This is a genomic window from Sulfuricurvum sp. MLSB (genome assembly GCF_000747095.1).
GTDB lineage: Bacteria > Campylobacterota > Campylobacteria > Campylobacterales > Sulfurimonadaceae > Sulfuricurvum.
The window spans coordinates 1-11516 of sequence record NZ_JQGL01000084.1 but is presented as its reverse complement, the minus strand read 5'-3'; the positions used below and the strand labels follow the sequence as shown (position 1 = coordinate 11516).

The 11516-nt window shown below is 51.4% G+C and carries 13 protein-coding genes; all 13 read right to left on the bottom strand.

Going from position 1 to position 11516, the window contains the following annotated elements:
• On the bottom strand, positions 1 to 823 hold an 823-nt coding region (ribD, locus tag JU82_RS06520), incomplete at its 3' end, for a bifunctional diaminohydroxyphosphoribosylaminopyrimidine deaminase/5-amino-6-(5-phosphoribosylamino)uracil reductase RibD (protein WP_294892384.1).
• On the bottom strand, positions 823 to 1251 hold the full coding sequence (locus JU82_RS06515; RefSeq protein ID WP_037948345.1) for a ribosome maturation factor: 429 nt from the start codon (positions 1249 to 1251) through the stop codon (positions 823 to 825). The genes JU82_RS06515 and ribD, both read right to left, overlap by 1 nt.
• The gene (rbfA, locus tag JU82_RS06510) at positions 1248 to 1607 is read right to left on the bottom strand and encodes a 30S ribosome-binding factor RbfA (RefSeq protein WP_037948343.1); all 360 of its coding nucleotides are present in this window, start codon (positions 1605 to 1607) and stop codon (positions 1248 to 1250) included. Before rbfA ends, JU82_RS06515 begins: the two co-directional genes overlap by 4 nt.
• The gene (gene infB, locus JU82_RS06505) at positions 1604 to 4135 is read right to left on the bottom strand and encodes a translation initiation factor IF-2 (RefSeq protein ID WP_294892382.1); all 2532 of its coding nucleotides are present in this window, start codon (positions 4133 to 4135) and stop codon (positions 1604 to 1606) included. The genes rbfA and infB overlap by 4 nt, the downstream gene beginning before the upstream one ends.
• Positions 4128 to 4382 carry a DUF448 domain-containing protein gene (locus JU82_RS11885; protein WP_294892380.1) on the bottom strand — a complete coding sequence of 85 codons (255 nt, stop codon included), beginning with the start codon at positions 4380 to 4382 and terminating at the stop codon, positions 4128 to 4130. Before JU82_RS11885 ends, infB begins: the two co-directional genes overlap by 8 nt.
• Before the next feature lie 20 nt (positions 4383 to 4402).
• Entirely contained in the window at positions 4403 to 5284 is an 882-nt protein-coding gene (gene thrB / locus JU82_RS06500; RefSeq protein ID WP_037948337.1) for a homoserine kinase, read from the bottom strand.
• Between the two features lie 9 nt (positions 5285 to 5293).
• A complete protein-coding gene (locus tag JU82_RS06495) occupies positions 5294 to 5746 on the bottom strand; it encodes a hypothetical protein (protein WP_037948334.1) in 453 nt (150 codons plus the stop codon).
• Positions 5739 to 6623: a UDP-3-O-acyl-N-acetylglucosamine deacetylase gene (gene lpxC / locus JU82_RS06490; RefSeq protein ID WP_037948333.1), complete on the bottom strand. Its 885-nt coding sequence runs from the start codon at positions 6621 to 6623 to the stop codon at positions 5739 to 5741. The genes JU82_RS06495 and lpxC overlap by 8 nt, the downstream gene beginning before the upstream one ends.
• Positions 6624 to 6718: 95 nt before the next feature.
• A complete protein-coding gene (locus tag JU82_RS06485) occupies positions 6719 to 8089 on the bottom strand; it encodes a M23 family metallopeptidase (protein WP_037948330.1) in 1371 nt (456 codons plus the stop codon).
• The gene (locus JU82_RS06480; protein WP_037948327.1) at positions 8086 to 9018 is read right to left on the bottom strand and encodes a bifunctional oligoribonuclease/PAP phosphatase NrnA; all 933 of its coding nucleotides are present in this window, start codon (positions 9016 to 9018) and stop codon (positions 8086 to 8088) included. Before JU82_RS06480 ends, JU82_RS06485 begins: the two co-directional genes overlap by 4 nt.
• A 90-nt stretch (positions 9019 to 9108) precedes the next feature.
• On the bottom strand, positions 9109 to 10008 hold the full coding sequence (locus JU82_RS06475) for a DUF302 domain-containing protein (protein WP_037948324.1): 900 nt from the start codon (positions 10006 to 10008) through the stop codon (positions 9109 to 9111).
• Positions 10009 to 10017: 9 nt separating this feature from the next.
• A complete protein-coding gene (locus JU82_RS06470; RefSeq protein WP_037948321.1) occupies positions 10018 to 10452 on the bottom strand; it encodes a DsrE family protein in 435 nt (144 codons plus the stop codon).
• A gap of 2 nt (positions 10453 to 10454) precedes the next feature.
• Positions 10455 to 11360 carry an MBL fold metallo-hydrolase gene (locus JU82_RS06465; protein WP_037948318.1) on the bottom strand — a complete coding sequence of 302 codons (906 nt, stop codon included), beginning with the start codon at positions 11358 to 11360 and terminating at the stop codon, positions 10455 to 10457.
• Positions 11361 to 11516 lie beyond the last annotated feature (156 nt).

Below are 11516 nucleotides of genomic sequence, written 5' to 3'. Positions count from 1 at the left end.
AATAGTCCCGGATCTTCTCCAGCGAGGAGTCGACGCAGACGTTTCGGCCGGGTACGCCGAACAAAGGGATCGAGCGATCAAAATCATCCGTGCGAGAGTAGATCAGTACATCGGGAGCCTTGCCGCCCGCAAGCCTTGCGTCGAGCGTCGGCCGGTCCGTTCGCACCGTATTGCCGCCGATCACCAGCAGATCGCATTTGTCTCTGAGCGCGTGAACGTGCGTACGCGATGCGAGCGAGCTGACCGTACCGCCGTCAATCGTCCCGTCAAGCCGCTGCGCCCATTTGAAAAAAACGAACGGCCCGTCCTGCCAGCGGAGAAACGGTTCGAGCAGAGTGCGCCCCTCCTCTTCCATAATGCCGAACGTACAGGCAATGCCGGCTTCGGAAAGCAGGCTTCCGCCTCCCGCAGCTTCGGGGTTAGGGTCTTTTGCACTGATAAACACCCGGCGTATTCCCAGATCGCGGATCAGCAATGCGCACGAGGGGGTCTTGCCGCTGTGCGCGCAAGGCTCAAGCGTAACCGCCATCGAAACGTTGCGGAAAATCCCGCCGTGGTGCGTTCGCAGGTACTCGTGGATAAAAGCCGAATCGTCGCTCTGCGCAATGGCAAAATCATTCGTAAGGAAGGCGTAGGCGTCGCGCAATGCATAGACTTCCGCATGGGGGCCTCCGGCACGCTTATGGGCGCCGACCGAGAGAATTTGGCCTGACTCGCCGATGCAGACGGCACCGACGGCAGGGTTTGGAAAAGTCAAGAGCTGGTATTCCCACGCCGCATCGAGCGCAAGTTTCATAGGGTTGAGAGGGGTAAGGGCGTCCATTACCACTCGAAGTAGGTTTTAGCCTTGCTGATGGAGCGGAAAGGGATTTTTTGTTCCCCTTCGGAAGTTTTGAGAACGATCTCTTCGTTTTCGACGGCGATCAGTTCCCCTTCGAATTTTGATTTATCGATAGTGCTCAGAGCCACTTTTTCGCCGATGGAGCGTTCAAAATGCTGCAAAGTTTTGAGTTTGCGTTCAATGCCGGGTGAACTCACTTCCAGACGGTATTCTCCGCTCACCGGAGAAGTGACGTCCAGCAACGGAGAAATCAGATGGCTTACCTCGACGCATTGATCCAAGTTTACGCCGCCCGGCGCAGTGACGCTGACACGGAAGATCGTATTCTCGTTTTCGTTCACGATGGCGGTATCGTACAGCGAAAGCCCGATCGACTCTACCATTTTTCGGATATCGGTTTCCAGACTCATTCTTTTTTCTCCTTGGCGATTTTGGCGAACAGCGCTTCGATATTTTTGCTTCTTTCCAGCGTATCGTCAAAAAGGAATGCGAGTTTCGGAGAGCGGAACCATCCCTGCTCGCGCATGCAGTGTTCTTCTATGATCGGACGTGCTTTTTCAAGAAGTTTCAGCAGCATCCGCTGTTCTTCAGGGGTAAAAATGCTTGGATCGAGATAGACTTTCGCGTCGCTTCTCCCTTTGGAGCAGTGGACATCGACAACGTCGACTTCGTGCAAACGCGCATCCGAGAGGAGCGAAATCGCTTCGGGGATCAACTCTTTAAGAACCGATTCGGTCCGTTTGAGTTTAATCTCTGCGGGCGTCACAGCGTTACTTTCGTCTCAATTTTGGTGAAGGTTTCGATAACGTCACCGACTTTGACGTCCGTATAGCCGCTGAGGACGACACCGCAGTCGAATCCTTTGGTAACTTCTTTGACATCGTCTTTGAAGCGTTTGAGAGACGTCAGGTCACCTTCATGGATCACGACGCCATCACGGATAACGCGCACCATTCCGCCGCGAACGAGTTTGCCGTCGACAACGACACATCCGGCAACCGTACCGCCTTTAGGAAGCGGGAACGTATCGCGTACTTCAGCCTGTCCGGTATTTTCTTCGCGGAATTTCGGCGCCATCATACCCGTCAGCATCGCCGTGATATCGTCGATGAGCTGATAAATGATCGAATAGGTCTTGATGTTGACCCCCGTTTGTTTCGCCAACGCGTTGACGTTTCCGGTCGGTCGGACATTGAAGCCGATCAGGACGCAGTTTTCGCTGTTATTGACAAGCGCTACGTCGTTTTCGGTGATACCGCCGACGCCTGATGAAATAACCTCGACTTTGACCTCTTCATTGCGCAGTTCCGCCAACGAAGCTTTGATCGCTTCGAGCGAGCCGTGTACGTCGGTTTTGAGCACCACTTTAAGCGCTTTGAGGCGCCCTTCGGCGATCAGCGACGTCAATTCGTCCAGCGTTGTTTTCGTACTGTGAGAGAGTTCGCGATGACGATCGTATTCGTAGCGTTTTTGAGCGTATTCGCGTGCTTCTTTGTCGCTTGCAACCGCCAGCATGGTTTCACCCGACGGCGGAACTTCGTTCAGTCCGACGACGACCGCCGTCTGGCTCGGCCCGATTTGTTTGAGCTGCGCTTTACGGTCGTTGATCAATGCCCGGACACGCCCGAAAGCGCCGCCGCAGACGATATTGTCACCGATGCTGAGAGTACCGTTTTGAACGATAACGGTCGCAACCGGTCCGCGCCCTTTTTCCAGCGTACTTTCAACGACGACCGCTTTGGCCATTGTATCGGGATTGGCTTTGAGCTCCATCACTTCGGCTTGGAGCAAAATTGCTTCCAGAAGTTCGTCGATACCCGTCATCGCTTTGGCCGATACGCCGACGAATTCAACATCTCCGCCCCATTCAACAGGGTTAAGGCCCAGTTCAGCCATTTGCGCTTTGACCATATCGGGATTGGCGCCCGGTTTGTCCATTTTGTTCACGGCTACGATAACCGGAACGTTCGCGTCTTTGGCGTGTTTGACCGATTCGCGCGTTTGCGGTTTGACTCCGTCATCCGCCGCAACGACGATGACGATAATGTCGGTCAGCTGCGCACCGCGCGAACGCATCGCGCTAAACGCTTCGTGTCCCGGAGTATCGAGGAAAGTGATAAGCTTCCCTTTTTGTTCGACCGAGTACGCACCGATGTGCTGCGTGATCCCTCCGGCTTCGCCGTGGGCCACTTTTGCGTTGCGGATAGCGTCAAGAAGCGATGTCTTACCGTGGTCGACGTGCCCCATGATCGTAATGACCGGAGGACGTTCCTGCATTCCCGCTTCATCCACGATATTCTCTTCGTATGCCTCTTCGAGGTTGAAGGCGTCTTTAGGGTCGATCGTCGTCACTTCGACGCCGAATTCGCTCGCAAGGATCTCGATCTCGTCTTTTCCGAGGAAGTCGTTTTTCGTAACCATCATCCCGAGGTTGAAAAGGATCTTGATCACTTCGGAGAGCGGCTGACGTACTTTTTCGGCGAATTCGTAAACACGGATATCTTCGGGAATCTCAACGTGCGTTACGACTTCGTCTTCTTTGGTTTCTTTCGCATATTTTTTGCGGGCTTCGCGGGCGACTTGACGCGGTTTGTTGCGGTTGGCACCCTGTTTTTTCCCGGCATTGCGGCCGATGGGTTTTTTCTCTTTCGGTTTTTGCGGCTCTTCTTCGGGAACGGCTTTGGCATTCAGATCGCTGAAATCGAGCAATACGACTTGCTCGTCTTCGTAATCCATCGATACGTCCGAAATATCCCCGCCGAAAATATCGAGCTTGACCCCTTGGTCTTTTTTCTGTACCGGAGCGGCACTTTGTGCTTTTTTAGCGCGCTTGGCTTCCAGTTCGCGCTGCGCTTCGGGACTCAACTTGCCGTATTGCGATACGGAAAGGGCGCGTTCTTCGCGCTGGATTGCTTGAACTTCTTCTTCGGTCGGACGTTTTTTCTTGACGATTTTAAGTCCGGACCGCTTCGGCTGTTCCTGTTCTGCGGGCGCGTCTGCTTCGGAGACGACAGCGGTATCGGCGGATGCTTGAGGCGCTTCCTCTTTGATTTCGGCAGAAGGCGCATCACCGGCCGCTTCTTCTTGCGGTGCCGCTTTGGCGGATGATTTTGAGGCGGCCGGCTCTGCGGAAGCGCCGCTCATGATATAGTTCATGATTTGCTCGGCTTCTTCGATCGAGACCGAACTGGAAGCGGTTTTGACATTCAGCCCCATTGCGGCCGCTTTGTCCACTACCTCCTTGGAATTGATACCAAGTTCCTTGGCAATTTCATGAACTCTGACTTTATCCATCATTAACGATGATCTCCTTTAACCGATTCATTAGCATCTCCGTTCCGCCGTTTTTACACTGGCGGGCCAGCTGACCCGGAGTTTTTTTATGGTGAGTGCACGAGGGGCAGAGGTAAAAACTTCTTCCCTCTCCGCCGTAAGGCTCCAGCGAGCCTTCCCGACATTGCAGACGCAAGAGAGCCGACTGCGCGAAACGTTCGCGGCAAACTACGCACATACGTACGGGCTGATGTAACTTTTGCGCCATTATAGCCAATACTTTCTTTATTATCGCTCGACGATCAGACCGTCGTTGTCAAAGCTCAGAATTTTTACCTCGAAATCGGTAAATTCGGCTCTGAATTTTTGGGCCATCGACTCGGCATCCTGATCGTACACCATGTTAAAAAACGTCGAACCGCTTCCCGACAAGGTGCTCATGAGCGCGCCGTTGTCGTACGCCATTTTTTGCACCGCAAAAAGTTCGGGAAGCATTTTCATCCGTATTTTCTGATGAAACCGGTCCTGCGTCGATAAGCGGAGCATTTCCCAGTCCTCATTAAAAAACGCTCCGACCGTCACAGCGGTATGCGCCAGATTGAAAACGGAATTTTCCTTGCTGTACGATTTGGGAAGCGTCGTGCGCGATTTTGCCGTCGAAATCGGCTTGTTCGGAATCACGACGACCGCTTTGAGGTAATCGGGAAGATGCTTTTGCTGAGAAAAAACCTTCTGTTTTTCGACCATCGCCGCATTGAAACCGCCCATAACCGCCGGAGTGATGTTGTCGGGGTGGGACTCGTACACGAGCGCATGGTTGAGGATACGGCGTTTGGATACTTTGACTCCCGCCGCTTCGTGGGCACAGCTGATCGCGCTGACGATTACGGCCGACGAGCTCCCCAAACCGCGAGACATCGGGATCTGGTTGTAAAAGGTAAATTTGAAGTTTTGCCGTTTTTGCGTCAAACGGCGGTAATGCTCATTGAAAATACTGACGAAAAGGTTATTCCCTTTGAGCCGGGGGTTGTTTTCCCCTTCCCCTTTGATGGAAACGGCAAAAAATCTCGACGGAACCAGTTCTACCTGATTGCGCAGGTCGACGGCTAGTCCCAACGAATCGAATCCGGGTCCCAAATTGGCGCTGGTGGCAGGTACGCTGACGAACAAATACTTTCCTTATCCTACGGCATCAATCCCGTAATAGGGGAGATTGTCCGTATCAAAATTTTCCGCATCAATCCGCTTCGGGAGAACAAAGACTCCGCATTCGGGGGATTGGAGCGATTCTAACGTAATGGTTGAGCTATTTTTAACAAAATAGAGCTTTCCAACTGCTTTGATGGGGCAATTTTCGTTAAAAAAGAACGCATCGGTAGCCAAAAGAGGGATTTTTTTGACGATGCTTAGGGTTTTGAGAAAAAGGTACGTCACCTTGATCCCCATAAAACTTCCCGGCCCTTTGGCGTAAATGAACCGCGAAAAAGTGTAGCGTTTGAGCAGTGATTCAAAGATTTCCGACAAAATTTCCGAACTCATCCCCTCGTTTCGAATCTCTTCGATCAGTTCCCCGTCTTTGTAGATGCCTACAAGAACGGGAGATGAGAGGGCGACAACCACCGCATCATGCATACGCTTTGGCCAACTCTTTGGATTCGACGGTTGAAAGTTCGACGATTTCGTAATTTGCGGGGTCTTTAAGCAGTTCCAGCGTCAGCTTATGATTGAGGTCATGGCTGCCGGCAAACGCTTCGTAGTTGCCGATAAAGTTCATTCCGATCAACGACATGTCGCCGATCGCATCGAGGATTTTATGACGGACGAACTCATCGCCGAAACGAAGCCCTTCGGGGTTAAGCACTTTTTTGTCATCCAATACGACGGCATTTTCAAGGCTTCCGCCCAATGCCAGTCCGATTGAGCGCAGATATTGGACTTCATGTACGAATCCGAACGTCCGGGCACGGGCGATTTCGTTTTTGTAGTTCTCTTTCGTAAACTTGAGGACATAACTTTGCTTGTCGATAACCGGATGCGAAAATTTGATCGTAAAATCGTAGCTCATATCGTTGGAAGGGACCAGTTTGACGTACTTGTCCCCTTCTTGAACACTTACTTCTTTTTTGATGCGGATAATTTTTTTGGGAACGTCCTGTGCAACGACTCCCGCTTCGTCAAGGAGCATGCAAAAACTCATGGACGAGCCGTCCATGACAGGGACTTCGTCCGCATCGACGATGATTCGAAGATTATCGACACCGTACGCGTAAATGGCCGAGAGCATGTGCTCGATTGTCGAAATCGTCACCCCTTCGCGTCCGATGACGGTCGCCATTTTGGTGTCGACGACGTTGGCGGGGACTAACGGAATCGTCACACCCGCGTCGCTCCGGTAAAAGACAATACCGCTGTTGGGAGCCAAAGGCTCAAGCCGCAGCCGCACAGGCGAACCTTTGTGCAAACCGATTCCGACGAGTTCGACACTTTTTCCTATCGTTGTTTGCATCATGGTCTGCTTTCCTTCTTTCGGGCCGGATAACCCGATTTACGGTGTGCGAAATCATTTTGCACACCCTCGTTTACTTAAAGCGAATTATACCGTGTTTAGCGTTGGTTGATGATGAGCTTGGCGTTCTCGATCACGCTGGTGATGTTGTCGTAAATCCATTTGGCGTCCATCCACTCTTCAGGACGCACTTCGATCCCCTGCACCAAAATACCGAAGTGGAGGTGATCTCCCATCGCGTAGCCACTAAGCCCTGATTTGGCGATTTCCTGGCCGGCCGCCGCGACATCCCCTTCCTGAACATGCACGTCCGAGCAGTGGCCGTAGAGGGTATAAAGGCCGAAACCGTGATCAAGAATCGGCAGGTTTCCGTAGATACCGTTCATTTGCGAGAATACGACGTTTCCGCCGTTCGTAGCATTGATGGATCCCATTTGTACGCTGGCAAGGTCAAGCCCCATGTGGTAAGCCTGAGAAATATTCTCCTGCCCTTTGTAGCTGTAGATACGGTGATCCCCGAAATCGGCTACTTTTTGTCCGTTCGGCAAAGGATAAAACGGCTGCGGGTTGAAATCGGTGATCAGTTTATTCGACACTTTCGACGTTATCTCGTGAATAATCTTCTCGTTGTTGGCACGGACGGTTTCATTGATGATTTTAAACTGTTGCAGCCGATCATCCACTCCCGCCGTCTCTTCGTATTCGTTTGCCAATTCGGCAATCTTACCGTCCAGAAATTTATCACTGAGTTCAATGTTTGAAACCCGGTATACGTGATCTTTCAGACGGAGCGGTACCGAACTTTTGGTTTCGTTTCCGGCACGGTCGCGGGCAACTACGGTCGCACTAAATGTCGTTTCCTGCACCGGCCATGCCAGCAACGAAGCGTAATAGCCTTCTTTGACGAACGGCTGGGCAATAAACGTTTTTCCGTAGTTGGTTTGAATCTTCAGGCTCTCCATATGCGGATCGGAGGCTTTGAAAATAACGATGGCCGATCCCCCTTTCTGGATCTTATACGAATTGGCGACGATGGAGAGGACCGGGCGGCGCTGATCGATGACAAGGGTGTATTCTTCCTTGAGCGTATTGCCCATAAAAAGACCCCACAGGCTCTGATCCGTTGCTTCAATCGTCAAGGTGACCGAAGCGGCTTCAACCCGGCGAACACCTTTCGGAGGAAGAATTTCGAATGTCTTTTTCGATTCGGCTGATGGCGTGTTGTCTTCAACGACATCCCAAGATTCATGCGGAGTCGCAATAGTCGCTTTGAACGATTTAAGCCCGCTAGCGTCTTCCACGCTTACACGAATAGGCTCTTTAAAATTCCAATACCCTTCATGACTGAGGGTTAATTTCGGGTCTTCGCGTTCAAACATCGGCGAAAATGCCATAAAACCGATTGCGCCTACCACTGCGGCAATCGCAACCCATCCGATAAATCCAGAACCTCTTCGGCCTCTTCTCACTGCATCTCCTTTTGTATCATCGTCATCATCTCTTTTACGAGGTCTTGAATATTTTCATGTACGATCCGTGCTCCGGAACGATGCTTATGTCCGCCGCCGCCGTAACAGGCCATGATTTTGGACGCATCCACGCCTCCGTCCGTTCGCAAAGAGAGTTTGACTCCCCCGCCCGGACGTTCAACATACATCAACGCAACGCGCACGCTGCGCATTCCGAGAGCTTCGTCCAACACCTGTTTGCACTCGGCGATGCTCGCCCCGGTTTCTTCCAAAAGCGTCATGCCGACCTCAAACACGGCAAGCCGCCCGTCTAAAAAAAGACGCATCTGCTTCAGCAGAGCGCCCCGCGCCCGCAGCGATGCCAATGAGCGGCGGCGATAAAGCCACTCGATGCACGCAGCGTGATCGGCTCCGAGCACGAGAAGGCGGTGCGCCATTTCAAACGTTTTGGCATTGCATCCCGGAGCGCTGAAACATTTAGAATCATCCACAAGACCCGCATAAAGCGAAAGCGCCATTTTACCATTGATTTTTATATCATTGGCAACAAAAAAGTCATAAACCGCTTCCGTCGTACTGATGGCACCCGTATCGATGAAATTGTATGTTCCGTAGAAATCATTGCTGTGATGATGGTCAAAGTTGATCAACGGCAGTTCCCGCTCTATCCCAAGCCGCCCGTAACTGCCACAGTCAAAGCTGATCATACAATCCGCATCGTCGGGAAAACGGTCGGTTATTTTCTCAAACCACGGCAAAAACGCAAGATTGGGATTGACATCGGCAGACGTACAAAAGAGGGTCACTTTTTTGCGCAGGCGCAGCAGATAGGAGTAAAAAGCGCATGCCGATCCCAAAGAATCGGCATCGGGGTTTTTATGGGCAATCAGCACGATATGTTCGGACTTCTCGATCAATTCCAATGCCATTTTTTTCCCTCAACCGCTATACTCGAAATGGGGGCGATTATAGCACGCTTTTCTCGAAACGCATCGGGGAGGCTGATTAAAATTTAATCATTACTCCGATGCACCTTGGAGAACCGCTTCAAAATCTTTCTGGGCCTGCATCAATGCGGCTTTCGCCTCGGCATCCTTGACGCGGGCGCTGCTCATCCAGTTGTAAACAGCCGGAAAGCCCATAACGATCTCGTTAGCATCTTTTTTCTTGTACACCATCAACGTACACGGTGCGAATGCCGCCGCTTCGGGACGGGATTTCGCAACGTTGTAGATGACTTTGAGTTTGCAGATAGAGTACGTATCGTAAAAATCAAACGGACTTTTTTCGCCGAGCGTAAAATTGTAATCGGTAAAGTTTGACATGACAAAACCGGCCGGTTTGAGACCGTCTTCGATCATCATCTCCGTCTCTTCTTTATCGCTCGTCCAACTTTCTTTGCTGCTCTCTTTGACATAGCGGCTCAGCAACGTGCCTTCTGCGGGAAGCGCTGTTTCGCTCACCGTTACTTTGGCTTTCGGCAATGCTTTTTTCAACGTTGCCAATGCCTCTTTTTCGATCAAAGCAAATTCAGGTGCCTTGAACCCTGCGATTTTCGCCATAGCTTCGGCAGTCAATATGGAGACATGAAGTTCGGGATCGCCGTTACGTTGATAAATACCGAATCCCATCGGAACAAAAATTCCTGCGTCAGGATGTGTTTTTACCAAATTTTCCGAATGAACTTTATGATACGCCGTCAGCAAATTGAACTGCGTAAAATCACTCTGACCGAACTGAATTTTAAACGGCCCGTTCATTTCGCTGTTGGCTGAAATGACAAAACCGTTCGCTTCCAGCGCTTTTTCAACGACCGCGGCATTGAGTTTGCCGTCCGCATTGGGAACGCTGAACAGGTGAAGATCACCGCCGAAAAGGGATAAAAATCCCGCCAATACCGTTATAAGAAAAATTTTCATATTGAACTCCTAGGGTTGAATGTAAAAGGCGCCCTCGGTGGCACGCTCGATCACCTCGGCAATACCGGCGCTGACGATCTCGACATCCTCGATCAGAGCCGATTCGGGAATCTTTTTCGTCTCCATCGTATTGCCGCAGGCGACAAATTCGACACCGTATTGCTGCAAAGCCCGCACGCGCACGGCAATCTCTTTCTCGCTTTTCAAAAGCGTTCGGATGCCGTGATAATAAGCGACGATCCGCAGATGAATTTTTTCGGGTCCGTAAAACTTGAGGACGTTATTTGCCGTGCTGAGGGCGTGATGGATCGATTCATCGTCCCCCTGACTGATTCCCATGACCACTTCACGCGGTTTGTCGATGGACGGTTCGGGCTGAGCGAAACGGACGTCGCCAAACACGAGAGTCGATAACAGACATCCTGCTAGAACCAACCGTTTCATCATCACTCCCATTCCAATACGCGGTACGAAGCCTCGACATTATGACGATGGGTCCCCTCGTACAATTTATACTTTTTGTAGCCGTCCATCGTCACTTTCTCCATTGTCTCCTCAATGCCGAGTCCCGCTTCGATCGCAGAGCGAATCTCGGTGCGCATCTGCGTAAAATATTCCCGCGTCATACGCGCCGCGTCTTTGTCGGTGCGTTCTCCGTGTCCTCCGACGACATGAACGGCTCCCAGCTTATCCAAATCATCCAATGCCGCTAACCAGCCGTTGATATCGCCCCCGCGTACCGAGGGGAGACGGTCGTTAAAGACCAGATCGGCCGCTATCAACACTTTGGATTTCGGCAGGTAGACTACCATGTCTTTGGCGGTATGGGCTTTGCGCTTCGCGATTTTGAGCTCGAGTGTTTGATTGCCGATTTTAAGCGTTGTGTCAGTGCCGATCATCTCGGTCGGCATGGCCGGCTTCGTTTTAGCGTACGCTTCCGGAGAGATATAGGTTTGCATTCGGGTAGGTACGCTCATATCGGCATTTACCTTGAAATCATCCGAACCCAAAACTCTAACTCCCTGTTCGGTAAAGAAGTTGTTTCCCAGCCAGTGGTCGTCGTGGATGTGCGTGTTGATGACCAGTTTCACGGGAAGAGGTTTGATTTTCTGCATCGCTTTGTAAGCCGAGCGGGCATACGCGTAGGAGGGACCGGTGTCGACGACGACGTACCCCTCCCCCGCATCGATGTAGCAGCTGTTGACGATGTTGCCGTTGTTGGTTTTATCCATGATTTCGGGTTTACCGAAAAAACAGTGAACGTCCGAAGTGACCCGTACCGGCTTGAGCGCGTAATCATACGCGCTCAGGCTCGTGACACCGAAGAATAAAGTCATCAACAACGTTTTCATCGCTCAGTCCTTAGAAGAGGTAGTTAACTTCGAAACGGTATTCGTTGTACGAGTTGTAATCCGTGGTTGCACCGACAGCCGGATCGGCATCAACGGTCGCAAAACGGAATTTGAATTCGGTATTCGGAAGCGTTTTAAACGTCTGCCATGCATCGA

Coding starts and splice junctions, on each gene's coding strand:
- JU82_RS11885 (WP_294892380.1), bottom strand. CDS start 4,382: ATGGCGCAAAAGTTACATCAGCCCGTACGTATGTGCGTAGTTTGCCGC.
- lpxC (WP_037948333.1), bottom strand. CDS start 6,623: ATGATGCAAACAACGATAGGAAAAAGTGTCGAACTCGTCGGAATCGGT.
- JU82_RS06515 (WP_037948345.1), bottom strand. CDS start 1,251: ATGAGTCTGGAAACCGATATCCGAAAAATGGTAGAGTCGATCGGGCTT.
- JU82_RS06470 (WP_037948321.1), bottom strand. CDS start 10,452: ATGAAACGGTTGGTTCTAGCAGGATGTCTGTTATCGACTCTCGTGTTT.
- infB (WP_294892382.1), bottom strand. CDS start 4,135: ATGGATAAAGTCAGAGTTCATGAAATTGCCAAGGAACTTGGTATCAAT.
- JU82_RS06475 (WP_037948324.1), bottom strand. CDS start 10,008: ATGAAAATTTTTCTTATAACGGTATTGGCGGGATTTTTATCCCTTTTC.
- JU82_RS06495 (WP_037948334.1), bottom strand. CDS start 5,746: ATGCATGATGCGGTGGTTGTCGCCCTCTCATCTCCCGTTCTTGTAGGC.
- JU82_RS06480 (WP_037948327.1), bottom strand. CDS start 9,018: ATGGCATTGGAATTGATCGAGAAGTCCGAACATATCGTGCTGATTGCC.
- JU82_RS06465 (WP_037948318.1), bottom strand. CDS start 11,360: ATGAAAACGTTGTTGATGACTTTATTCTTCGGTGTCACGAGCCTGAGC.